The sequence below is a fragment of the Paenibacillus yanchengensis genome (assembly GCF_042684845.1).
Lineage (GTDB): Bacteria > Bacillota > Bacilli > Paenibacillales > Paenibacillaceae > Pristimantibacillus > Pristimantibacillus yanchengensis.
The window spans coordinates 59,784-85,733 of sequence record NZ_JBHUMH010000020.1 but is presented as its reverse complement, the minus strand read 5'-3'; the positions used below and the strand labels follow the sequence as shown (position 1 = coordinate 85,733).

Below are 25,950 nucleotides of genomic sequence, written 5' to 3'. Positions count from 1 at the left end.
ATGGTTGATGCAGAAGCAGAATCATTGTTTCAGTTAGAGCATATTATCGGTTCGGATTTGAAGCCTTATGTGCGTAGTATAGATGCTGATGCTTATTATCCACTGGAATATATGCAAGCTGTCGGCAAAGAAGGTTGTTTATATTCCGCAGGTAAATGTGACGAACAAGTTCATCGTAAATCGTTGTATTTATTACAACAAACGTCAAAAACTTGTATGACGACAGGATTTAATTTGTGGTGTCAGTTAGCACTGTTAACTTATTTGCGTCTAAGTAGTAATGAACAGTTGAAAGCACGATTTTTGCAGCCATTAGAGGATGGTCGCTTGCGTGGAGGAACGGGTTTGTCCAATCCTATGAAATATTACGCTGGAATGAATGCTATCTTATTAAAGGCAACGCGTGTCAATGGCGGTTATGTTATTAATGGTAACTTGCCGATGGTGTCTAATTTAGGAGAAAATCATTTATTTGCAGTCATTGCCGAAGTAGAGGGAGAACGAGACGAAGCCAGTTCACGTATTATGCTGCTCGTCCCATTTGATAGTGTTGGTTTGAAAACAAAGGAACAAGTGGGGTTTCTCGGCTTGAATGGCAGTGCCACGTACGCTTGTAAATTCGAAAAAGTGTTTATTGCCGATGAGCTAGTTATTGCACCTGATGCAGATGAATTTATTAAGCTAGTTCGACCGGTTTTTGTATTATATCAAATCCCGTTAGGGTTAGGTGTTATCGAGGCATCGATTCGTTCGATTGAGCAAGCGAAGCAAAAACAAGCGGGAAGTAATCGATATTTGCCTATACAAGCAGAAGCAATAGCCATTAAACTAGAGCAGTTACAAGCTCGAATGGAACAGTTACTAGCAAGCTCGTACGATCTTAGCCAAGTATGGCACTCTCTTCTTCAACTGCGGCTTGATACGGTGTATATTACATTGGAAGCGGTAGAAGCGGCAATGCTCCATCAAGGAAGTGGCGGGTATGGATTAACAAGCCCACCATCTCGCAGGTTAAGAGAAGCTTACTTTTTTGCTAATTTGACACCAACAGTTCGTCATCTGGAAAAAATGTTATGTAGAGAGTAGTGGGGGATGAAGACGAGCGATAAAATCAATAATGGCGTTAATAAAGAATGAGTCATGTAAGTGCCTCATTTTTTATTGGCGCTATTTGTCATGCACCGAATGAATAATGCTTGTATATGATAATAGAAATCGACAAGTTGGGGGTGCAAAGCAATAATGATTGAGAAAAACAAAATAGTAGCTTGGATGACGCTATTTTTTATAGTCTCAACCGCAATTGTTAATGTCGTTCATCAATTTACTTCCTTAGGAGGGATTTGGGCAGCTAGTATGTCGCATGAACCGCTGGAACTTAATAGGTTTGTACTAATTGTCTTGTTTCTTGTTCCTATTATACTATATGTTATCGCAACGGTAATGTTACGCCGCCAAGTGGGAGAAAAATATATATCGCTTCTACTAACATTGGCATTAACGTTAGCGTGTATTAGTATGATTGCAGGCGGTAACGGTATGCTAGAATATCATTTTGCTATATTTCTCGTATTAACGATTTTGTCGTATTATGATTCACGTTCACTAGTAATACTGACAACTGCACTATTTGTGGTGCAGCATTTGCTAGGGTACGTTTATTTTACACCTTATGTGTTTGGTGTAGCTATTGGTGATTATGCATTTGTGATGGTAATGGTGCACGCAGTGTTTGTACTAGCTACTACAGGTGTTATCCTGTGGCAAATATGGCATAAACAAATGCTACAATCTCGGTTTGTTGAAACGGTAGAACAGCAGCAGCTCTTACTTAACTATCTTGAACAAATGAATGTCAGTGCTACAGAGTTAGCAGCTGTATCAGATCATTTACGGCATAATTACGAACATAGTTTAGTTGGTGTAGAGCAATTAGTGAACCAAATGCATGTCATTGCGGAGCAGTCAGCACAGCAAAGTAAGCAAGCATCAAATAATGATACGATACTAGAGAAAATGACAGGGGAAATTAAGCAAATATCGGAAACAGCTCATGTTGTGTCCACACAGGCAGAGCAGTTGTCGTTACAAGCGGTAGATAGTTATGAAACATTACAACAGACAAGTGGACAAATGGATATTATCAAAACGGCAACTATTCATATGAACGAAGACAATAAACAGCTTCATGAACAGTTCCAATCTATCATTAAAGCAGCTCAATTTATTCATCGGATTGCTAATCAAACGAAAGTATTATCTCTTAATGCCTCAATTGAAGCTGCTCGTTCCGGTGAGAGTGGACGCGGTTTTTCGGTTGTTGCTGAGGAAGTAAGGAAGCTGGCCGATCAATCATTAGTATCGGCGCAAGACATCGAACAGTTGATTACTACAGTAGAAATGCAAATGACAGCGACAGAAACTTCTATGAGCAGTTTGCATGAGGAAGTAATGGTAGGCAGAAGAACGATGGATGAGTTACTATATACATTAGAACAAATGATTAGTAATATTACGGAACTAAGTAATCATTTTCAACATATATCACAATCAACGCATCAATTGGCGGATGGAGTAGTACTTGCAGCTCAATCTGTTGCTCAATTAAGCCAAGCTGCTGCGGAGGCTCAGGAGGAAGCGGGTAGTGCTGTTACCAACGCAGCGGAACAATATAATGCAGTACAGCAATTAGCTGGTTTGATCGAACAATTAAACGAAATTGCTCATTACTTACAACAAACAGCACAAACGAAACAAACGAAGGAATGATTTTTAGCTGATGTGTTTTGCGGTATTCCAAGGTCTGAGTGATGTTGTTTTATAATTCATAATCCAAGTGAATAGTAAAGCGATGATTAAATAGTTGACATGGTATAAGGCGTGAGCTATAATACAACTAAACACACTGGTTTACTATGAATTATACATGTGTACCTTATAGACAACGATCACGATGAATGAGGAGAGATTAAGGTGGCAAATGTTCAAACATTTAAAGCAACAGCCCATTTACAAGAAGGGGTTCAAGTAGTAGCTAAAGCAAGACAGTTCACCATGACACTGGATGAGCCGCCAGCTTTGGGTGGTAAAGATACAGGTATGAATCCGGTGGAAGCAGTACTAGTAGCACTAGGCGCTTGCCAAGCTATCGTGGCTCGTGTATATGCACCGAAGTTTGGTGTTGAATTGGAAGATTTTCAAGTGGATGTTGAAGGGGAAGTAGACTTCGACGGATTTTTCGGAAAAAGTGATGTTCGTCCTGGTTACTCTGATATTCGCTACGTTTTCCGTATAAAAACTGATTCTCCACAAGAACAAGTGGAACAATTTGTTGCTCACCTGGAAAGCAAATGCCCAGTAGGAGATTCATTAGCAAATAACGTTAATTTAAAATTAGATCGTATTGAAGTTATTCGTCCGACACATTCTACTACGGAGTAGTAGAAAACGATCGACGTTAAAAATACGTGAACTTGTTGTTGAGTCGATCAACGTAAGTTCACGTTTTTGGTATTTTATTAAGTAAAGTTCCGCTCGGAGACAATAGTTACAGACGTTTGGCTAGTCGTTCCGCCGCTACAAATTGTTGAAACTGTGAAAACGGTTCTGCCAGTTTCTGGATGTTTTTCTGCACTCGTTTGTAGGAACGTGATCCAGGCTCATACAAATCTAGTCGATCAATTTGGCGATCTAGTCTTTCACGTAGTTCGAAGGCGATCAACGCACCGCCTCTTTGACGTACGAGTTGTTGCAGATCTTTGGCAATATATGCTGCATATTGTGGTAATTCCGGAATTTGAAGTTGTAGTTCAACAGGAAATTGATCTGGTGTAAAATCCATTCGATAAGATTGTCCCGGTACTTGCTCCCAAAAGACGTTCCAATGAGTAAGTAGATCTAATTCATATAACAAGTATTTTAAATACCCACATAGCCATGCGGTACAACTAATATTACGTTGTTGACATCCGACTTTATCTTTAAGAAATGGACACTCATTACAACAAGAGCCACCGCTGGCGATACAAACTTCGCAGATATTGTTCGCACCTACAGATTGTAGCCCTTGTAAGCCATTAGTGATGGCCGTTTCTTTTTCCAAGATGAATGTCGCCAAATAGGAACCCTCCTTGCTAGTTGTATCTTCCTATTAGTATAGAGTAGTCTGTTTTTAAACACAAATAAGCTAGTGAATAAAAAACGATAAGCGATCCGAATTAATCGGTCGTCTTATCGTTTTTTTGCTTGGTCATTTGCTCCAAAAAATATTGTTTAATTTCTGCTGTTTTTTTGGGGTTGTCTGTCTTAATTGTTTTTTGCAAAAAATGTTCTTCAAACATTGGCCATGTTGGCTCAAGCTTTTGACTAAGCAGCAAGCGAATGGCATTTTTAATAAGTCTTCGCTCTTTAGCGTTTGTGAAGGAATCTTTGTATTGTTGTATTTGAGAGAAATCGAGATGTTCGAATGTTGCTTTAAAAATTTCACTAGTCATACGAGCATCATCTAGCGCTCGATGCGCATGACCATCGGCTTCTATTTGCAATTCAACCAACGCATTTTCAACGCTAATATCATTGACTAGCCCTTTATGTTTAATAAATCCTTTGAGCAAATCAAAATAATCAGCATGTAGAAAGTACTGGTCATCTAATCGATGCATTCTAGTATCTAATACAATTCGCTTCATATCTTCGCCACCCCAAGTAATAAAGAGGCAGGATTCACTCTGTGCTAACCATTGCTGAAAATCATTAATAACTTTTGGAAAACGTTCGGCTTCATCAATTTCAGTTTGTAGAATGCCTGTTTTCTTTTGAATAAATTTATTAAGCTTAGCGAAGTAGACTGGTTTGATGAGTGCGCTAAACTGATCGATTAATTGCAATTGTTCATTTAGACGTACGGCGCCAATTTCAATCACTTCCATCGGTAAATCACTAGCAAATTTTCGTCCATTAAACTCTATGTCTAATATGATATAATCCAAAATATTGTACCCTCCGATTAGTGCATTAACATCTTATCTTCTATTAGAGCATGACCACCCGTTGATTTGCAAATAAAATTAGAGGATATCGTTTTCGATTAGTGCTGTTTGTTGATTTTTGTATGATTGCAAATCTCGTTCTGCCGCCTGTTGCTGTTGCAATAGTTGCTCTACGAGCCGCTTTATTCTGTTTAATAATCGCTCGACATTGGCTTTCGCTTCTACGATTCGCTCCTGAACAATCCAGTCGCTAATAATATTATCGAACCATATGTCCATCCCTTTGAGCAGTTGCTGAATATCGGCTTCTAGTACTGGTTGCTGCTTCAAATCGTTTAGCTCTGTACGTAATAATTTCAAATAATGTTGTGCGGACGTAATGGAAAGATTGGCATCATCGATATGACCATGTTTAATCATCGACGACATGATACCACCATTGGCCCACACATCCCAATTGCCCCAATTTTTCGCTTTGGTTAAATTAGTTTGTGCTTCTTCTAGTGCAGATACGACTTTTTTGGCGGCTTGCACGGCTTCTTTCATTTCTTTTATGGAAGATGTTGTATCACTTAGTTGTTCTTTTAGTTTATGCCATGCTTCGCTGTTGTGGGACGACTTTAGGAACTGTTTTTCTTGTTCTTTAAATAGTTTTTCATATTCATATGGAGCATGACGTAACGCTGCTAATTCTGCCCTTAATTCTGCAAGGGATGTTTCGGCATCGGCTTGTAGTTGTTTGTTTCGTTGTAATTGTAGCGTTGCTTGTAGCACTTGTTGTTGTTCCATTTCTAATTGTTCTTGTTTACTTCGCAAAATAGTATGAAATAGATTCGTTAATGATAACCGCATTAATTTGTTCACATCTTCTTGTTCCATATCTAGTTTGACCTCTAGCTGGGTCGTTTCTCGCTGTAGCTGTTGGATGTTTTTCTGCATAGCTTGTTGGCGTTGCTCCAATTTTTCCATTCGTTCTACTCGTTGCTTAGCTTCCAGTAACTGCTGCTGAATATGATTTGACATTAGTCATTCCTCCTTAATCCTCCAAAATAGATAATATCTACTACGTTCGGAGTGTTCTAATAGTTGCACTGTTCGAAATCAGCATTGTACTGCTATGTTAAAAGGTCTATAATTGTGAGTGGATATAAACATAGAGAAACTATTCATAAATATAGACAGGAAGAAGGAGCGGACCATGAAGAAACTAAAAGTATTACAGCGTCTAGCAGAAGCTGGTGTCGTAGCCGTATTGCGTGCTGATTCACCTGAAGAAGTAGTGGAAATGTCACACCGTGCTATTAAAGGCGGGATTAAAGCCATTGAGATTACGATGACTGTTCCATTCGCAGAACGGGCAATAGAAGAATTGCGTAAACATTATTCTAGCGATGCAGCAGTAGATTCGGATAACTATGCAATCATAGGTGTAGGTACAGTGCTTGATCCAGAAACTGCACGAATAGCTATTATGGCAGGTGCAGAATTCGTAGTATCACCTTCGCTTAATCCAGAAACTGTGAAATTATGCCACCGTTATGCTATGCCGGTATTGCCAGGAACGATGACAATCAATGAAATTCAAGCGGCGTTGGAACTAGGAGTAGATATTGTGAAGCTATTTCCTGGTAACTTATTTTCCCCAAGCGTTATTCCTTCTATTAAAGGACCGCTTCCACAAGCAAACATTATGCCAACGGGCGGTGTTTCGCTAGATAATCTGAAAGATTGGGTTAAAGCTGGAGCAGTAGCTGTAGGTATTGGTTCAGATTTGACGAAGGACGCTGTGAAAACTGGCGATTTTAGTTTAATTGAACAAAAAGCAGCAGCTTATATGGCGGCTTATCGTGAAGCTAAAGCACTATGATTCTAGTTTATTTACATAATATCAAGTGCACTTGTAGCGAACTGGTTAGCGCTTCTAGCAGTTGTATCGGAGCGCTTCTTATACTTGTGTTATACTTGATTTTGTAATGATATAGGTAATTCTATAGTGATATAGTTTCAATAAAATTGCAAGCGTAATCAATGGTTCATCCAGTAAATATTAATCGTATAAAGGAGTGCCAATCAATGAACTATAGAATTGAAAAAGATACAATGGGAGAAGTAAAAGTACCAGCTGATAGACTATGGGGAGCGCAGACGCAGCGTAGTTTGCAAAACTTTAAAATAAGCAATGAAAAAATGCCGCTAACTGTCGTATATGGTATGGCATATATTAAAAAAGCAGCAGCACTTACGAATGCTAAACTAGGCAAGTTGGAAGAAGAGAAAGCGGCTATTATTAGTGAAGTAGTCGATGAAATTATAGCTGGACAATGGGATGAACATTTCCCGCTTGTTGTATGGCAAACGGGTAGTGGAACGCAAACGAATATGAACGTGAACGAAGTCGTTGCTAATCGAGCGAATCAATTGCTGGCTGAACGAGGCAGTACGTTTAAAATTCATCCGAACGATGATGTGAACCGGTCTCAAAGCTCGAATGATACATTTCCAGCAGCGATGCATATTGCAGGGGTATTAGCGGTAGAGCAGAAGCTATTGCCTGCTATTCAACTATTGAATGGAACGCTTAAATCGAAGCAAGAACAATTTAGAAATATTGTCAAAATTGGACGGACACATCTTCAGGATGCGACACCGCTTACACTGGGGCAAGAAATTAGCGGCTGGAGTATGATGCTGGACAAATGTGAAGCGATGATTAGACAAAGTGTAGAATCGATGCGTGAACTGGCTCTCGGAGGAACGGCAGTCGGGACGGGGCTTAACGCACATCCACAATTTGCGGAATTAGTAGCGGAGCAAATGTCAGAACTAACAGGGACGTCCTTCATTACAGCGCCTAATAAGTTTCATGCGCTAACGAGTCATGACCAAATCGTGTATACACATGGAGCAATTAAAGCGTTGGCAGCTGATCTGATGAAAATTGCGAACGATGTACGCTGGTTGGCGAGCGGTCCGCGCTGTGGTATCGGTGAAATCATTATTCCAGAAAATGAACCAGGTAGCTCCATCATGCCCGGCAAAGTAAATCCAACGCAAAGCGAAGCGCTCACGATGGCAGTATGCCAAGTGATCGGTAACGACGCGGCAATTGCGATGGCAGCAAGTCAAGGGAACTTTGAATTAAACGTGTTTAAGCCGGTTATTATTTATAACTTCTTGCAGTCGCTTGTACTGATGAGCGATGCAATGGTTTCATTTAACGACAATTGTGCAGTTGGCATCGAAGCGAATCTCCCTGTTATTCAGCGGAATTTGGAACAGTCCTTGATGCTTGTAACAGCACTCAATCCATACATTGGCTATGAGAACGCTGCGGCGATTGCGAAGAATGCACACAAAAGCGGCTCCACACTGAAAGAAGCAGCAGTCGCTAGCGGTCATTTGACAGCAGAGCAATTCGACGAGTACGTTCGCCCAGAAGCAATGATCGGTAGTAATAAATAGCAGCGTGCTTGCTGTTTGCGATTCTAGCCATGTCGTGATGGCATTAGTCGCTAGCTATGTTTAATCGAGTCTTGGTGCTAATACTGATTTTACTATGTTGATTTGAGACCTGATATTGATTGATAGCATTATACGTCACTGTGTACGTCATAAGAGAGGGGTGTTCAGAAGCTCAGAGAAAACTGACTACTGGACGCCCCTTTATGCAACCTCTTTAGATGTACAACGAGCAGTGGGAAACCGCTTGCAGCGAAAACTTTATACGAAAATTCATATAAAAGGGCACGTGGAGAAGCTGTAGCATAAGCTTTGTAGGAAAAATCGTATAAATGGTCCTGTGAAGAAGGGGTGAAGTGTAAGCTTTATAAGAAAAAACATATAAAAGGTTATGCGTAGCCTGGTGTAGCGTAAGCTTTGTACGGAATATCGTATAAAAATCTGCAAATTAATATTGCAATTGATATGGAGAGATTACTCGTTGTGATTTTTGTGCGGAAAGTAGCCTGTTGTTTGTATAGTGCTGGAAGATGATGAGGTTATTCACATAGTTGTCAATCGTATGCCACGAAACAGTCACGAACAGAAGCTGTTCGCAGCTAGCTATGCGCAAAATATTTTGTATAATAATAGTAGCAGTGAGGGAAAACGCACAGTTATTTTCAGCACATTCTGTTATACTAAATATTTGTGAAATATTTCACAATATAAACACTGTATCCACGCTGTAACCATCATATTTTTTGGCGTAGAAAATGAATCTTAAGCGGGTGTGTGATTTTTTTTACATTCAATTTTGTTGTACATGTGGTTTAATCAAGAAGGTCAATTAGTGAAAAAACGCAATACAATTGCTGATTATATTATAAAGAAGGTGGAGTGCATTTATGGATGTTTTAGATTTGGCACGATTGCAGTTTGCATCAACAACGATTTTTCACTACTTTTTTGTGCCTATTTCAATCGGGTTGTCGCTCATTATTGCGATAATGGAAACAATCTATGTAGTCAAGAAAGATGAGCTTTACAAAAAAATGGCGAAGTTCTGGGGAACGTTTTTACTTATTAACTTTGCCGTTGGTATTGTAACTGGTATTTTGCAAGAATTTCAATTCGGGATGAACTGGTCTGATTTTTCCCGCTTTGTTGGTGATATATTTGGAACACCACTTGCAATCGAAGCGTTACTTGCGTTTTTCTTAGAATCAACGTTTATAGGAATTTGGGTATTTGGCTGGGATCGATTATCCAAGAAAGTTCACTTGGCAAGTATTTGGTTAGTTGCCATAGGGACAGTGTTATCTGCGCTATGGATATTGGCAGCCAACTCCTTCATGCAGCGCCCGGTAGGATTTGAAGTCGTTGATGGGAGAGCAGAATTAACAGATATTTTCGCTTTATTAACGAATGGTCAGCTATTGTGGGAATTCCCTCATACTGTATTTGCCGCTTTTGCCACAGGTGCGTTTTTGGTAGCTGGTATTAGTGCTTATAAAATGTTGCGGAAACAAAACATGCTTTTCTTTAAAAAATCATTTCAGATTAGCATTATTGTTGCATTAATATCTTCCTTTGCTATTGCTCAGTTTGGTCATGGTCAAGCACAATATTTGGTGAAAACACAGCCGATGAAAATGGCTGCAAGTGAAGGAATGTGGGAGCGAAGTGGAGATCCGGCAGCGTGGACAGTCGTCTCTTTTATTGATACGAAAAAGCAAGAGAATGGTTTTGAAATAAAAATTCCTTACCTACTGAGCTTTTTATACTATAGTCAGTTTGAAGGTTCTGTACCAGGCATGCTTGAGCTACAAGCAGAGTATGAGCAGACGTATGGACCGGGTAATTATATACCGCCAGTAAAGACAACATTTTGGAGCTTTAGAGTTATGGTTGGTGCTGGTATGTTAATGATATTATTATCTCTTTACGGTGTTTATTTATCCTGGCGCAAAAAATTGGAGAAACCGAACAAGTTCTTCTATAAGGTTATGCCTTATGCTATCGCATTACCGTTTATCGGAAATACAGCGGGCTGGATTATGACAGAGATTGGTCGTCAACCGTGGACCGTATTTGGAATTTTACGTACAGAAGATTCTGTCTCACCAACCGTGCCATATAACCAAGTATTGTTCTCCTTTATTTCATTTACGACAATTTACTTGATTTTATTAGGACTTACTATCTTCTTGTTTGCTCGCGTGGCGAAAAAAGGACCGCCAGAAGACAAGGAACTGGATACAATAGACGTAGATCCGTTTGCACAGAAAGTATCGCCAGAGGATCAAAAACCAGATACGATAGGCGAAGATCCGTTGGTGGAGAAAGGAGGCGGCGATCTTGTCACTAAATGAGTTGTGGTTTATATTGATCGCAGTGTTGTTTGTTGGATTTTTCTTTTTGGAAGGATTCGATTTTGGTGTAGGAATGTCTTCACCGTTTTTAGGGAAAACTGATCATGATAGACGGATTTTAATTAATACGATTGGTCCGTTTTGGGATGCGAATGAAGTGTGGTTAATTACTGCGGCTGGGGCAATGTTTGCTGCTTTTCCACATTGGTATTCGACGATGTTCAGTGGCTATTATATACTTTTAACATTCATATTACTTGCTTTGATTTGTCGTGGAGTAGCGTTTGAATTTCGGGGAAAGTTAGAGAATCAGAAGTGGCGCAAAACATGGGATACGGCTATTTTTATCGGCAGCTTCTTCCCACCATTATTTTTTGGAATGCTTTTTGCTAGTATGATTCGTGGTATGCCAATTGATGCTACGATGAATATGAGTGCAGGATTTGCAGATATTGTTAATCTCTATTCTATTACTGGTGGAGTAGCAGTAGTTGCACTATGCTTGCTGCATGGACTTACGTTTATTTCTTTAAGAACGGAAGGCGCTTTGCGAGAAAAGGCACGTAAGACGGCACTTTTCGTCTGGCCTATAGCGATAGTACTACTAGGTTTACTAGCGGTTCAAACAATCGTGGAAACGAATCTATTTGAAAAAAGAGCCATTGTCATGTACAGTGCAGTTGCCATAGCAGCGGTAGTTGCTGTGCTCGCATATCAATTTATTCGCAAACAAAGAGAAGGGCTAGCCTTTGGGATGAGTGGATTATTAATCGCTGTTACTTTTATTGCTTTGTTCGCTGGCTTGTTCCCAACGTTAATGGTAAGCTCTCTCGACAGCGCATTTGATTTGACAGTGTATAATGCTGCATCTGGCAGCTATACGTTGAAAGCAATGACGATTGTAACAGCAATAATATTACCATTCGTACTTGCGTATCAAACTTGGAGTTATTTTGTATTTCATAAACGAGTAACCTCTAAAAAAGATTTGGAATATTAGGAGTTAATATGGATAAAAATTGGCTTCGATTGCCTGGAATTACACCGATAATGTTGCTGTTATCGGTGTTTTCCTTACTACAGGGAGTAACGATTGTCGTACAGTCATGGTTTCTGGCAGAGGCGTTAACAGCGCTTTTCATCGGAAATAGTATAAGTAGTACACTACAAACCTTTGCGATGTTTGCATTGTTTTTTGTATTACGCCATTTGATTAGTTGGCTACAGCGCATTATTGCAGGGCGATTTGCTGAAACTAGTACACAGTCGATGTCGGAACAATTGTTACAAAAGTTATTTGAGCTAGGTCCACGGTTTGCTTCCAGTGAAGGAAGTGGAAAGTTAGTTAACTTAGCATTAGAAGGAATAACTAGAGTACGCACGTATTTGGAGCTGTCGATACCACGGATATTTGATATGCTGATGATTACCGGAGCTGTGTGGATTGCTGTTGTAAGAGCGGATTGGATATCCGGTATTATATTGCTAGTAGCTCAGCCTGTACTTGTTTTATTTTTTATCATTCTTGGTATGGCGGCTCGTGCGCTTGCGGATAAACAGTGGAAAACGTACCGTATTTTATCACAACACTTTTCGGATACGCTGCGTGGATTAGAAACTTTACGTTTTTTGGGTCGTAGCAAAGCACATGGTGAAACGGTAGAGCGTGTTGCGGAGCAATATCGCACGGCAACGATGAAAACGCTACGAGTAGCATTTCTCTCTTCTTTTTCACTCGACTTTTTTAGTATGCTATCGGTAGCATTTGTTGCTGTCGGTTTAGGAATTCGGCTTATTGATGGCAATATGACACTTGCTCCGGCATTAATGGTGTTATTGTTAGCGCCAGAATATTTTCTGCCGATTCGTAATTTGGGAACAGATTATCATGCGACTTTAGATGGAAAAGAAGCTTGGGCATCGGTTCGAGCAATTACCGAGTTACCAGTGGAAGTGGCGGAGCAACATGCGTCAGATGACAACGTTTCGGCAAGGAAAAATAAAGCGGACGATATGCAAGTAGCAAAGCAAAGTGATGCTATTCGGGTATCGACGTTAACTGATTTGCAATTACAAGCTGTTACTGTTCAAAGTGACGAAGGAAATACATTGTTGCATAATGTGACGACAGTAAGTCGACCGGGCGTGCGGAAAATTGGAATTGTTGGTGCTAGTGGAGCGGGTAAATCTACTCTGCTACATGTATTAGGTGGTTTTTTGACACCGACATCTGGAGCAGTGAATACAGTTAACGGTTCGATCCGAACGGCAGATTCGCTGCAAAAGTGGCAGCAACAGATGGCTTACATTCCGCAGCACCCGTATATATTCAGTATGTCACTTCGTGATAATATTACTTTTTATGAGCCAGAGGCAACTATCGAACAAATAGAACAAGCTATCGATCAAGCGGAGCTGCGTTCTTTCGTAGAACAATTGCCAAATGGATTAGAAGAGCGAATTGGTGAAGGTGGTAGGGCGATAAGCGGCGGGCAAGCACAACGGATTGCGCTAGCTAGAGCGTGGATTAGTAAACGACCGCTATTATTGCTCGATGAGCCAACTGCTCATTTGGACGTAGAGACGGAGTGGGAATTAAAGCAGACGATGCTACGATTATTTGCCGATAAAAATGTTATCCTTGCTACGCACCGTTTACATTGGATGAAAGAGATGGATGATATTTGGGTGTTAGAGCAAGGGGTTTTAGTAGAACAAGGAACACATCAAGAACTGATGGTTAACAAAGGAACGTACTATCAACTGCTGCAAGCAAGCGGTGGGTGGAGGGGAGAGAAGGAAGACATTGAATAAACAATCAACGCAGGAGCGACAAAAAGGATTTGTTTTGCCCTATATATGGAAATTTCGCTGGCAGTTTCTGCTCGCTGCTTGTTTGGGGTCGATTGCAGTATTAGCTGCGGCGGCATTGCTGTTCACGTCTGGCTATTTGATCTCTCGTTCTTCCCTTCGCCCTGAAAATATATTGATGGTCTATGTGCCGATTGTCCTTGTACGAACATTTGGTTTTAGTAAAGCGGTTTTTCAATATTTAGAGAAGCTTGCCGGACATAATGGAGCATTGAAAATATTATCGACGATGCGCGCACGACTATATCGAATGGTAGAGCCGATTGCGCTGACGATGCGCAGCCGGTTTACATCTGGCGATTTGCTAGGGCTACTGGCGGAAGATATTGAACGATTGCAAAATATTTTTTTGAAAGTCATCTTACCAGCATTAACTTCACTGATTGCTTACGGGGTAGCTATTTTTATGCTCGGTAGATTCGATGTTACCTTTGCTTTGCTGATGGCGTTGTATGGTGCATTATGGATTGGGATTGCTCCTTTGTTTCTTTTCTTCTTATCGTTGAAACGCCGACGAGCGTACAAACAACAACGTAGTATGTTATATGCGGAACTGACAGATGCTATATATGGGATGACGGATTGGACACTTAGTGGACGTAGTCAAGCTTTTTTGCAGCGATATAATCAAAAGTTTGCTCAAATGGCTTCCTTGGACAATCGTTTGCGACGTGCGGAGTGGATCTGGCAACTTGTATCGCGCAGCAGCACTGCTCTTGCTGTCATAATGCTTGCTATTTGGGCGGCAGGAATGGTCTTCGATGGGCAAATGCAGCCGACATTGATTGCAGCAATGGCATTGGTGACGATGCCGCTGATGGATGTATTTGTGAAAGTTGGCGATGCTGTATACGAAATACCAGATTATATGGATGCAATAGAGCGGCTGAAAAAGGTGGAAAGTAACAACAATACAACGAATAGTCATCCGACGCAGTCAGAAGCGGCTCATGCCGATGTGCTGGTACAATCAAGCCAAGCGAAAGCAGCTAAGCTTTCTTTGCAGCAAGTTAGTTTTTATTATGAGCAACACGTACCTTCTGTCTTGGATAATATAAATCTAACGGTAGCGGCTGGATCAAAGGTGGCTGTACTTGGAAAAAGTGGGGCAGGGAAATCAACCATGCTCAACATTATGCTAGGAGAATTACAACCGATTACTGGTACAGTAACGATAAACGATCGGAATGTAAAAGAGTATAGTGACCTACCATTCGCTGTATTAAATCAAAAACCTTACTTGTTTGATACGACAGTTGCTAATAACGTACGCTTAGCTAAGCCGGAAGCAACAGATGAGCAGGTGTGGCGAGTCATTGAAATGGTCGAATTAGCACCGCTTATTCAATCTTTACCGAACGGTCTGCATACGCGAATGGAAGAAACCGGAGCACGCTTTTCTGGTGGAGAACGACAGCGAATTGCATTGGCTCGTATCTTACTGCAAGATAAGCCGATTATTTTATTAGATGAACCAACGGTAGGACTTGATCCGATTACAGAAAAAAAACTATTGGATACGATATTTACTGTTTTACAAGAGAAGACGATGGTCTGGTTTACACACCATCTTGCCGCAATGGAGCAAATGGATGAAATTATCTTTTTGCAGCATGGAAAAATGGCGATGCGAGGTAGTCACAAACAACTAATACAGCATGAGGAAAAATATCGTCGCCTTTATGAATTAGATCATTTATAATAAGCAAAAAAGAGCTATTCATTAGCCTTGAGTGGAGCGAATCGATGGGTGCGACCTATTCCGCGATAACAATGATCGTAATAACGGCAGCTGTCATTAATTTTCTAATGGCTATCTATATGTTGTCCCAACGTTCTAGTCAAACGATTCCGCAACTACTTGCTGCGTATTCTTTGCTAGTAGTCATATATGCTGGTAGTTCAGTGCTACAACTATCGACAGATGTGATGGTTGATCAACAGCTATGGATGAAAGTACAGTACGGTGCTAAATCTTTTTTACCTTATATAGGGCTTATATCAGTCTGTTATTATTTTAATCAGGAAAAAAATATTCGCCGCATCCATGCTATATTATTGCTTGTCGTTCCGTGTGTATCTGTTATATTACTCTTTGTTAATGACGTACATTATTTGCCCGATTTTTTTGCCATATGGACTGGAAATAGTATAGCGTCAACGGTTGATCCATTTGCGAAAGTATGGTTTTTTGTCCAAGGCATCTATACTATAGGCGCTATTACAATTAGCTTCATATGTTTGCTGCATCAACAGAAACAAATGAATGATACGTATCGTCTGCCATTTTTTCTACTTATCTCTAGTTTTTTTCCGCTACTTGTTAGTGAATATATATTTTGGTTTCATTTCAGTAGAGTGGGAATGTCGGTTATTCCGATATTGCTAACTTTCACTTCTATTCTCTATATGTGTGCTTTTGTTTGTCGAGGAATGTTTCATGTAGCGCCTATCGCTCGCGATCAATTGTTTCAAAGTATGGGAGATGCTGTACTTGTTTTAGATAGCAATAATCGTTTAGTTGATTATAACAAAGCTGCTGCGAAAGTAATTCCCGGGTTATCCGTGGAGACGATTGGAAGAGCAATACAACCTTACTTTAGGCAGCATACCGATATACCACTTTGGAACGATCATTTAACGCTGAATAGGAAAGCTTCCGAGGTACGAAAAAAACGACGACGTGATGAGATGAATTTGTATCATTCTCAAGAACTAGAGTGGAGACTAGCCCAAGATATTCGATATATGCATATACGTTCTTCTATTATTCGCAAAAGTACCGGATTGCCTACTGGCAAGTTAATTGTAATGATTGATGTGACAGAACGTACGAAGTTACAACAACAATTAAAGCAATTAGCTTATTTTGATGGCATGACAGGCATTTATAAACGAGAACAATTTTTGGAAAAAGGGCAGTTAATGCTGGAAGAAGCTTATCGGTCAGCTCAATCATATACGATTATATTAATGGATGTTGATCGTTTCAAACGGATTAATGATACGTACGGTCATCAAGTTGGTGATGAAGCATTACGACACTTCGTAAAGTGTTGTCAAATGGTGCTAAGAACAAATGATTTGTTCGCTAGATATGGTGGTGAAGAATTTATTATTGCATTACCAAGTATAGGAGCGTCAGAAGGAGCGGCGATAGCAGAACGATTGCGTCATGAGCTAGCTGCTCGTCCGTTAGCAGTTGGCAAACAAGCGTTGTTTATTGCTGCTAGCTTTGGAGTGGCTAGTGTAAACCGTCATAATTCATTCACATTAACAGAACTTATTAGAGTGGCAGATCGGGCGTTATATCGAGCGAAACAAAAGGGTAGAAATCGAGTTATTATTGCAGAAAAGCAAGATTATGAACAGTTACTGTAGTAAAAAAAGTGAAAGTAGCGTGAAATATTCGGCGACGAATAGTCATTCTGCTTTTTTTTTGATATGATACGTTTGTCTGCCACTTACAGACAATTCATTATAAAGTAGGTTTTTTATATGCATTTGTTATCAGTGGAACAACTTAGTAAAAGCTACGGAGAAAAAGTGTTGTTTCAAGATGTGACGTTAGGTGTTGCCGAGGGAGATAAAATCGGGATCATTGGTGTGAACGGGACAGGAAAGTCAACGTTTCTGAAGGTGATTGCTGGATTAGAACAAGCAGATACAGGAAAAAGAATAGTTGGCAAAGATGTACGTATTCGCTTATTAGAACAAGAGCCGGTGTTTCAAGCAGGTGAAACGGTATTAGAGCATGTGCTAGGTGGCGATTCCCCACAGCAGCGTGCGATATTAGCATATATGAATATTATGGAACGATTGCAGCTTGATCCAGAAGATGAACAATTGCAAACAGCATTCGCTCAAGCAAGTCAACAGATGGATGAATGGGATGGTTGGTCAATCGAAAGTGAAGCGAAGGCGGCTCTTTCCAAATTAGGAATTACGACCTTTCATGCAACTATTGAAACATTATCAGGTGGTCAGAAAAAGCGGGTAGCACTGGCAGCGGCTTTGTTATTGCCAGCAGATATTTTAATATTGGATGAGCCAACGAACCATATCGATAATGAATCGGTAGCTTGGCTAGAAGCGATGCTTGCTAGACGACGTGGCGCATTGCTTATGATTACGCATGATCGTTACTTTTTAGATAGAGTAAGCAATCATATGATCGAATTAGATCGTGGTGAAGTACATTATTACGAAGCGAACTACAGTCGATTTTTGGAGCTAAAGCTGGAGCGGGAACTAAGAGAATCTGCTAGTGAAGCAAAACGACAAAACTTGCTGCGCCGTGAATTAGAGTGGATGAAGCGCGGAGCGAAGGCAAGAACTACGAAGCAAAAGGCACGAATTGACCGGTTTCATACACTACAAGATAATACGCCCAAAGCGGGTGACGGCAAATTGGAGTTGACCGTAGCTTCTTCTCGTTTGGGTCGGAAAATCGTCGAACTAGAGCAAGTGACGAAGTCCTATGGTGAAAAGCAAATTATTCAACCGTTTGATTTTATTGCCGTTCCGGAAGATCGAGTTGGAATTGTCGGTCGCAATGGAGCAGGGAAATCAACGTTGCTAAAAATAATAGCGGGCAAAATTACACCTGATAGCGGACAGATCGAGCTTGGACAAACAGTAAAACTAGGTGTGTTCTCGCAAGAAAAAACCGAGATGGATGAAACGATGCGAGTGATCGATTATATCCGACAAGATGCAGAGCAAATTAAGACAAACGATGGCTCGACAATATCAGCTGGACAAATGCTAGAGCGGTTTTTATTTTCCCCTACGATGCAGTGGACGCCAATTGGCAAACTATCTGGTGGTGAAAGGCGGAGATTACAACTACTGCGTGTACTTATAGCAGCTCCGAACGTCCTACTGTTGGATGAACCGACGAATGATTTGGACATTACGACACTGACGATTTTGGAACAATATTTGGATGAGTTTGCGGGTGTTGTATTTATCGTATCACATGATCGTTATTTTCTTGATCGTACAGTCGATACCATATTTTCCTTCGAAGAAAATGGCGTAATTGAACAGTATGAAGGGAACTATACGGATTTTGTAGGAGCGAGAGAAAAAAGAGTAGCAACGCAACAGCAAGGGCTGCGAGGGCAGCAGCAACAAGGACAATCACTAACCAACAATAAGTCTTCTACTACCACTCCAAAAGCTGAAACAATAGCATCGAAGAAAAAGCTGAAAATGTCGTATAATGAACAGCGAGATTTTGAGCAGATCGATGAGTGGATTGCTGATGCGGAAGCAGGTTTAACTGCTCTTGATGAGCAGATGGCAGCGGCGAGCAGCGATGCGATGTTGCTGCAACAATTGTTGGCAGAAAAACAACAACAAGAAGAAAAACTAGAGCAATTGATGGAACGCTGGACAGAACTTAACGAACTAGCGGAACAAATCGCAACGCAAAATAGTGAAGCTAATGATTGAATGAAAAAAGTGGAGGTGCGAACAGTGAGAAGATCCTATTTGATTGGCATTACCATTGTATTACTTGTCCTTATCGCCATGGTTTATATTCCAATTACAAGTAAGCCACCGAAAGATACGCGGATGATTGTAGAGTATACGCATGAAACGTATATTGCACCAGCCTGCTTCGAACAAGCAGAAAAAACGAACAATATTTCGGAGGTAACGCTGGAGTGGTTAGAAGGGAAAAAATACAAACCAGAATCAGCGTGTACTACGGAATATTTGCAGCCACAGAAGCAAAGTATCATGAAAATTATTGGTCAAAAATTGGGCATCGTCAATAGCCCGTGGAACTAATAACGTCCTTTGGTTTTATTTATAGTGTTTGTTGCTTGAGCATGTTTCTAAACTCTCCGGGAGCCATCCCCATTTCTGCTGAAAAAACAGTAGTGAAGTAGTGCACAGTTTTGAAACCAGATGCTTCTGAAATTTCTTTTAGACTAAGATCGGTGTTGGATAACAGGGTGCTTGCTTTTCGCAAGCGCTCTTTTTTAATATATTGCGAAAATGATTGTCCGAGCTCTTTTTGAAATATACGCGATAAATGTCGCTCGGAAATATGAATGTAATTGGCTACATCGTTTATTTTTAAAGTGTGAGATAGATTGTCATGAATAAATAGCTTCGCTTGATACACTAACGATGAATAAACATGCTGATCATCATGTTGTGAATGTTTGATATGTTGATTATTAAATAATGTAACAACACTGGCATAAAAAGAAGAACATAATCCTGAAAAACTATCATTGAAAAATTGCGACAAATCACAAGACATTAAAAGGATCGAAGACCACAACTTTACAACAGTGGATTCGTCAGCGTCATGAAAGATGAACGTACTGGTTTTTTCTAACTGAGCAAACAGGTCTATTATCGCCGTTGTAGATCTTTTTTTATGGAGTTCAAATGCAACGTATATAATTTCTAGTCCGGTTGTACTTAATATTTGATGTTCAATAAACGGACGAGAAAGAAACAGTGATCCTTTGGTTAAATGGGATGTACGACCGTCATCGATATATTCGCCTTCCCCGTTAATAATATAACAGAGCTCAAAAAAGGAATGTTGATGAGGCTGATTATTATAATGTTCCGGTTGTGCGCCCCAATAGTGAATAAGGATGGAAGCATCCGCCCCATTCACTTGTAATGATTTCCGATTTAGTATAATGGCCCCTTCTAGCAACGAATTTCTCCACTCCATGGCTGTAATCTCCTTCTCGAATAATATTGAATGGTAAGAATGATACTGTGTTTATAGTAGCATATAACGATGTATACATGAAATGTATGGCTGAATTTTATAAAAAAAGGTCTGGTTTTCAAAAAGATTAAACTATGCTTGTGTCTTATACTTAATGTATGTGTAGCAGGTTCTCAATTTAACGGCATTGGCCGAAATAGGAAGTGGAAAATTGCAATGAATAAGTATTCAATTGCTTTTGACGTTGGAGGTTTGTTTATTAAGTCGGCTGTTTTGGATAGCGAAGGTGAAATAGTTCCTGACTCGTATGCGATCTTTCCCTCGAAATCAAAAGAAACGAAGGAAGGCATTATCGAGCATTTGGTGTTCATTATTAAGCAGCAAACCAATGGTATTTTGGATAGGAATTTTGAAATAACTGGTGTTGGTTATGCATTTCCAGGTCCATTTGATTATGAAGAAGGGATAAGTTATATAAAAGGAATCGATAAATTTGAAGAGATATATGGTTTGAATCTTCGAGAATTAGTAATGAATCGGTTGAAACAAGAGAGCTCCTTCTATTCCAAAATGAGCAGTGAATTTCAAATTGTTTTTGATAACGACGCTAGTTTATTTGCATTAGGCGAGTATGCCTATGGCGAGGCTAAAGGATATAACAAAGCAATATTTTTAACGATTGGTACTGGAGCAGGATCGGCATTTATGGAAAATGGTATGCTCATTAAAGAACGACAAGATGTGCCGGAAAGTGGCTGGATTTATAATCAACCGTTTAAACAATCGATCATTGACGATTACATTTCTAAACGAGGTGTATTGAAACTGGCCGATGAAATAGATCTCCATACGACAGATCAAGAAGTAGCGACGTTAGCTGTTATGGCGAGAAATGAAGATGTTAAAGCGAAAATGCTATTCCAAATGTTTGGAAATAACATTGGTGCAGCTTTAAATCCGTTCATTGCAACATTTAAACCAGACGCTATCATACTTGGCGGCCAAATTACAAAGAGTAAAGATTTGTTTATTGCTGGAGTATATGAAACGCTTGAGAACAAAACGATAAGTATCGTATGTTCCGCGGAAACTTCTGTAAGTACGTTTAAAGGCGTGGCAAGGTTATTACAACAATCGAATAAAAGGATGGGATAAATCGTGTCTAATTTTAATATGTATCCTGAGACGAACGTAAAGGGATATGACGAATTCGCTTGGCAAAACTATGACAACATTGTTGGTGAGCTTAATAAAGCAATCACTGGTATAGGAAAGGACAAAACGATTGTAATGATCGATTGTTATCCTGGTGTAAGAATGGAAGAGCTAGAAACTAGTTTAGTTTCGAAATTGCAGTCTGTCCATACATTGTTTGTCGACGACCTTTACTACTCTAGTGAGCAAGTAACCGAGATGATTCAATTTCATATGACATCAGATCGAGTATTCGGAAGAATGTCGGTCCACAATTTTAGCGATTTTTTGGATAATGCCCGTTTGGAAGAAGCTAGAAATGCAATCGATCGTATCGATAATGGACTTGTTGTTATTTATGGTGTTGGTGCGAACTTGGTTTGCGAGCCAGATTTACTTATTTATGCTGATTTGGCTAGATGGGAAATTACAACAAGATTTAACAACAACGACATTCCGAACTGGAAAGCAGACAATCGTGACGAAGATGCGGTTAGGAAGATTAAACGAGGCTATTTCTTTGAATGGCGTGTAGCGGATAGACATAAACGGAAGTTATTCGATAAAGTAGATTATTTATTAGATACGAATAGTAACAATGATCCTAAAATGGTAACCAACAGTGCTTACTTATCTGGTTTAGAGCAAACCGTTAACCAACCATTCCGAGTAGTTCCTTATTTTGCACCTGGTGTATGGGGTGGGCAATGGATGAAAGAAAAATTAGGTTTAGATCCATCCGTAGAAAACTATGCTTGGAGCTTTAACGGAGTACCAGAAGAAAATAGTTTGTATTTAAGATTTGGCGATGTAAGAGTTGAAATTCCAGCTCTTAATGCGGTGTTAAGACATCCGCTTGAACTTTTGGGAGACAAAGTGTATGGACGATTTGGAGCAGAGTTTCCAATTAGATTTAACTTTCTAGATACGTTTGAAGGTGGCAACCTTAGTTTGCAAGTACATCCGCCAGTTAGCTATGTGCAGCAAACGTTTGGTGTGCATTATACGCAAGAGGAAAGTTACTATGTTATGGATGCTGGAGAAAATGCTAACGTTTATTTGGGAGTCAAAAACGATATTGACCGCGAAGCGATGAAGGAAGATCTACAACGTTCCTACGATGAAGGCATTCATTTTGACGATGAAAAGTATATTAATCAATATGAAGCGAAAAAGCATGATCACTTTTTAATCCCATCAGGTACGATTCATTCGCAAGGAATTAATTCATTGGTACTAGAAATAAGTGCAACGCCTAACTATTTCACGTTTAAATTATGGGATTGGGGACGGCTTGGAATGGATGGAATGCCAAGACCTGTCCATCTTGAACATGGTTTCAATTCTATTCAGTGGGAAAGAGATGAAACATGGATCAGTGATAATATCGTTAATCAGGTCGAACAAGTAGACGAAGGTGACGGCTGGATCGAAGAGAAAACAGGTTTGCATGACAGACAGTTTATAGAAACGAGAAGACATTGGTTCTCGAAACCTGTTCTTCATCATACGAATGATACAGTTCATGTATTTAACTTAATCGAGGGTGAAGAAGCAATCGTAGAAAGTCCAACTAATACCTTTGAGCCATTCATTGTTCATTATGCTGAGACATTTATTATACCTGCACATATTGGCAGTTATACCATTCGACCTCATGGAAACAGTATAGGTAAAGAAATTGGAACAATTAAAGCATATGTAAGAACATAATTCATTGGCGAAAAGTTTTAATAACTAAATACTTGCATGATAAAGTTGAAAATAAAGAAAAAACAGCTAGGAGTTCATCAGACTCCTAGCTATTTATGATTCAAATGTTATAAACAGCCCTCACCATTACCCTCGTCGCTTAATCCTTCACCAGTTCGATATTATCGAAATAGAAGCTGCCAGTCTGTCCTTTATAGGCATGCAAGACGACACGTACTTCATTGCTGGAAGGGGTAAAAATTAACTGTTTTTGTTGCACGTTACTGCTAGCGTTACCGACTTCATAAACAGTGGCTCCATCGTAGACTCGTAAATACCCAAAAGTTTGTCCATCGGAGCTGTTCATATTTGCTTGAATGGTGTAGGTATTCGCAGGGACAACGGTGACACGTTGTTCTGCTTCAGCGCTATAGGTAGAAGCAGGTTGTAACTTCATTTGACCCGCAATGATTTGGGCTTGTGCCGGAGCAGTAGAAATATCTGTCCAATGTAGTGCATTTACAAAGTTGCCGTTTCGTATCAAGTTGAGCTGCGGAGACTCGGTTGGTGACGGTGTAGCTGTCGGTGTAGGCGACGGTGTCGTTGTTGGCTCAACCGACGGCGTTGCTGTTGGTGTGGTTGTCGGTGTAGAAGTCGGCGCAACCGTTGGTGTCGGTGTTGGCACATTTGGATCGGTAGATAAAGCTTTTGGATATTCGGCATACTCGGCAAAATCATAGCTGCCAGGGAAAATACTTTCCATCACAGATTCATCGCCTGCTTCATGGAATGGCGTAATTTTTACCCAGTCCACTTCTAGTTGAGAAGTATTAAAGTTAGCTTTACCAGCCCAGCTACGTGGAAACCATGCTCCGATCCAGAAACGGCTAGCTCGCGTAGGAATGTGCGTATAGGTCGTATTCACTAATTCATCATCGATATAAAATTCAACGCGCGCAGTTTCATCTGCGTCGCCTGTATGCCAGTCAAACCGGTACGTATGGAATTGCCCGTCATTTTGTGGAGCAGCTAGAGATGTATAGTTGGTTGTGTATTCGTCTTCATTTTCTCCAACCCAGGTGTTGAGTAGTGCTTTGCTAAAGGAGAAGTCTTCATGGGCAGGTCCTGGTCGTCCTGGAAATTCAATGTCAATTTCATGATTAATGGCATAGTAGCCATCGTCACCTTCACAACCGACCTCCTTACATATAAAGCCCGGGTCAGCGGGATACAATTCTTCATAATGGAACGTCCATAGGGCGGAAGCGACTCCAGGATCAGGTGCTATTTTCATGCGTACTTCGTATTTGCCTGATGCGTAATAATTGGTTGTTGCAATTGCTGCACCGACTCGTTTGCCATCTGTTCGAAGCGAACCGTTTTTGTTCATTCCCATGACAGGTCCGTTGTAGTAATTACCATGCGCTTCGAGAACAAGGTTATTGTTACGCAATTTCACATTTTGTGGGACGACACCGCCATTAAAGCTCGTTGTTTTGCTGAGCTGCCCACCCCAGTTTTTCTTAGCAATCATCCAATTACCAGGATCTAGCGACGGAGTGGAAAAGTCGTCAAAAAAGCCATCTTCGGGTATAGTCGGGTCCAAATAAGACCAGCCGTCATTCGGATATGTTTCTGGCGACCAATCATCACCAACTTGTTCAAATGGTGTAATTTTCACCCAATCGACTTCTAACGTTTCGGTATGGAAGTCAGGTGTTCCTGCCCAATTATTCGGAAACCATGCACCAATCCACAGTCGACTGCCAATCGTCGGAATATGCTCTGTCGTTGTATGAAGGAGTACATCATCGATATAAAAATCTACTCGTTTCTGTTCACCAGAGTCTCCCGTATGCCAATCAAACCGATACGTATGGAACTGCCCGTCATTGACGGCTTGTCCTAAGCTAGCATATTCCGTCGTATATTCATCTTCATTTTCACCTACCCATGTGTTGAACAAACCTTTATTATAGGAAAAATCTTGATGAGCTGGTCCAGGACGGCCTGGAAATTCCATATCAATTTCGTGGTTAACGGCATAGTAATCTTCGCCGCCTACCGGTTTGTTTTTGTACAGCGGATCATCAGAATTGTATTCTTCATAATGGAAAGTCCAAATAGCTGAGGCTACGCCTAGTTTTGGTGCTACTTTCATGCGAACTTCATATTTTCCGGAAGCATAATCATTTATCGTTGCAATAGCGCCACCGACTCGTTTTCCATCTGCACGGAGGGAGTAGTCGCGGTTAATCCCCTTGATATCACCGTCATATTGATCACCATAGGCTTCAATAATTAATTTTCCATCTTGTACCGATACGTTTTGTGGAAGTACACCGCCATTGGCATTATCCCCACCCCACTGCTTGAAAGCAGTGAGCCACTTCGTAGTGTCGAGTTTATTACCATCAAAATCGTCAAAAAATACAGTTGTTTCAATTGCGTCAGCTTGGAATGTTCCAGGTATAAGGAAGAAGGGAAAGATGAGTACGATACATAGCAATTTGTAAACATACTTTTTCATTGACATAGCAATTCTCCTCTTTCGTTTGGATTCTACGTAGCTGTCTCCATTTGAACATTTTAGATGGTGGCGCATCCCAGCCTTTCTTTTGTTATTTTTTGTAGCCTACTTGCACTTTCTGAACTCATTATCTAGCCCTCTTGTGAAGCT

At 40.3% G+C, this 25,950-nt stretch carries 19 protein-coding genes; 14 read left to right on the top strand and 5 right to left on the bottom strand.

Going from position 1 to position 25,950, the window contains the following annotated elements:
- The 3 genes from ACFSTH_RS09860 to ACFSTH_RS09850 all read left to right on the top strand — a co-directional run bounded on the left by ACFSTH_RS09860 (window position 1) and on the right by ACFSTH_RS09850 (window position 3,441).
- Window positions 1–1,086 carry an acyl-CoA dehydrogenase gene (locus ACFSTH_RS09860; RefSeq protein WP_377770380.1) on the top strand — a complete coding sequence of 362 codons (1,086 nt, stop codon included), beginning with the start codon at window positions 1–3 and terminating at the stop codon, window positions 1,084–1,086.
- Window positions 1,087–1,242: 156 nt separating this feature from the next.
- Window positions 1,243–2,769, top strand: a complete 1,527-nt coding sequence (locus ACFSTH_RS09855; RefSeq protein WP_377770382.1) for a methyl-accepting chemotaxis protein — start codon at window positions 1,243–1,245, stop codon at window positions 2,767–2,769.
- A 204-nt stretch (window positions 2,770–2,973) separates the two neighbouring features.
- The gene (locus ACFSTH_RS09850; RefSeq protein ID WP_377770384.1) at window positions 2,974–3,441 is read left to right on the top strand and encodes an OsmC family protein; all 468 of its coding nucleotides are present in this window, start codon (window positions 2,974–2,976) and stop codon (window positions 3,439–3,441) included.
- A 106-nt stretch (window positions 3,442–3,547) separates the two neighbouring features.
- Here ACFSTH_RS09850 and ACFSTH_RS09845 read toward each other — a convergent pair whose 3' ends face one another.
- From ACFSTH_RS09845 to ACFSTH_RS09835, 3 genes are all read right to left on the bottom strand, one after another.
- Window positions 3,548–4,117, bottom strand: a complete 570-nt coding sequence (locus tag ACFSTH_RS09845; protein WP_377770386.1) for a hypothetical protein — start codon at window positions 4,115–4,117, stop codon at window positions 3,548–3,550.
- A gap of 100 nt (window positions 4,118–4,217) precedes the next feature.
- Entirely contained in the window at window positions 4,218–4,988 is a 771-nt protein-coding gene (locus ACFSTH_RS09840; RefSeq protein ID WP_377770388.1) for an exonuclease domain-containing protein, read from the bottom strand.
- A 78-nt stretch (window positions 4,989–5,066) separates the two neighbouring features.
- Window positions 5,067–6,011 (bottom strand): hypothetical protein, encoded by a 945-nt coding sequence (locus ACFSTH_RS09835; protein WP_377770390.1) that lies wholly within the window; start codon window positions 6,009–6,011, stop codon window positions 5,067–5,069.
- Window positions 6,012–6,186: 175 nt separating this feature from the next.
- Here ACFSTH_RS09835 and ACFSTH_RS09830 point away from each other — a divergent pair, with 175 nt between their 5' ends.
- The 9 genes from ACFSTH_RS09830 (at window position 6,187) to ACFSTH_RS09790 (ending at window position 19,474) form a co-directional block, all read left to right on the top strand.
- Entirely contained in the window at window positions 6,187–6,855 is a 669-nt protein-coding gene (locus ACFSTH_RS09830; RefSeq protein WP_377770392.1) for a bifunctional 2-keto-4-hydroxyglutarate aldolase/2-keto-3-deoxy-6-phosphogluconate aldolase, read from the top strand.
- Window positions 6,856–7,061: 206 nt separating this feature from the next.
- Window positions 7,062–8,450 carry a class II fumarate hydratase gene (fumC, locus tag ACFSTH_RS09825; protein WP_377770394.1) on the top strand — a complete coding sequence of 463 codons (1,389 nt, stop codon included), beginning with the start codon at window positions 7,062–7,064 and terminating at the stop codon, window positions 8,448–8,450.
- 884 nt (window positions 8,451–9,334) lie between these two features.
- Window positions 9,335–10,801: a cytochrome ubiquinol oxidase subunit I gene (locus ACFSTH_RS09820; protein WP_377770396.1), complete on the top strand. Its 1,467-nt coding sequence runs from the start codon at window positions 9,335–9,337 to the stop codon at window positions 10,799–10,801.
- On the top strand, window positions 10,788–11,801 hold the full coding sequence (gene cydB / locus ACFSTH_RS09815) for a cytochrome d ubiquinol oxidase subunit II (RefSeq protein ID WP_377770398.1): 1,014 nt from the start codon (window positions 10,788–10,790) through the stop codon (window positions 11,799–11,801). Before ACFSTH_RS09820 ends, cydB begins: the two co-directional genes overlap by 14 nt.
- An 8-nt stretch (window positions 11,802–11,809) precedes the next feature.
- Window positions 11,810–13,615, top strand: a complete 1,806-nt coding sequence (gene cydD, locus ACFSTH_RS09810; protein ID WP_377770400.1) for a thiol reductant ABC exporter subunit CydD — start codon at window positions 11,810–11,812, stop codon at window positions 13,613–13,615.
- On the top strand, window positions 13,608–15,374 hold the full coding sequence (gene cydC / locus ACFSTH_RS09805) for a thiol reductant ABC exporter subunit CydC (protein ID WP_377770402.1): 1,767 nt from the start codon (window positions 13,608–13,610) through the stop codon (window positions 15,372–15,374). The genes cydD and cydC overlap by 8 nt, the downstream gene beginning before the upstream one ends.
- 44 nt (window positions 15,375–15,418) lie before the next feature.
- Window positions 15,419–17,053, top strand: a complete 1,635-nt coding sequence (locus tag ACFSTH_RS09800) for a histidine kinase N-terminal 7TM domain-containing diguanylate cyclase (RefSeq protein WP_377770404.1) — start codon at window positions 15,419–15,421, stop codon at window positions 17,051–17,053.
- 117 nt (window positions 17,054–17,170) lie between these two features.
- Complete coding sequence (locus tag ACFSTH_RS09795; protein ID WP_377770406.1) at window positions 17,171–19,132, top strand: ABC-F family ATP-binding cassette domain-containing protein; 1,962 nt, start codon at window positions 17,171–17,173, stop codon at window positions 19,130–19,132.
- 24 nt (window positions 19,133–19,156) lie between these two features.
- Window positions 19,157–19,474 (top strand): hypothetical protein, encoded by a 318-nt coding sequence (locus tag ACFSTH_RS09790; protein ID WP_377770408.1) that lies wholly within the window; start codon window positions 19,157–19,159, stop codon window positions 19,472–19,474.
- A 19-nt stretch (window positions 19,475–19,493) separates the two neighbouring features.
- Here the strand turns inward: ACFSTH_RS09790 and ACFSTH_RS09785 are convergent, their stop codons facing one another.
- Window positions 19,494–20,384, bottom strand: coding sequence for an AraC family transcriptional regulator (locus tag ACFSTH_RS09785; protein WP_377770410.1), 891 nt, complete (start codon window positions 20,382–20,384; stop codon window positions 19,494–19,496).
- A gap of 216 nt (window positions 20,385–20,600) precedes the next feature.
- Here ACFSTH_RS09785 and ACFSTH_RS09780 point away from each other — a divergent pair, with 216 nt between their 5' ends.
- Window positions 20,601–21,539 (top strand): ROK family protein, encoded by a 939-nt coding sequence (locus tag ACFSTH_RS09780; protein ID WP_377770412.1) that lies wholly within the window; start codon window positions 20,601–20,603, stop codon window positions 21,537–21,539.
- A gap of 3 nt (window positions 21,540–21,542) precedes the next feature.
- Window positions 21,543–23,291: a class I mannose-6-phosphate isomerase gene (locus ACFSTH_RS09775; RefSeq protein WP_377770414.1), complete on the top strand. Its 1,749-nt coding sequence runs from the start codon at window positions 21,543–21,545 to the stop codon at window positions 23,289–23,291.
- Between the two features lie 139 nt (window positions 23,292–23,430).
- Here the strand turns inward: ACFSTH_RS09775 and ACFSTH_RS09770 are convergent, their stop codons facing one another.
- The gene (locus ACFSTH_RS09770) at window positions 23,431–25,806 is read right to left on the bottom strand and encodes a glycoside hydrolase family 16 protein (protein ID WP_377770416.1); all 2,376 of its coding nucleotides are present in this window, start codon (window positions 25,804–25,806) and stop codon (window positions 23,431–23,433) included.
- Window positions 25,807–25,950: the final 144 nt, after the last annotated feature.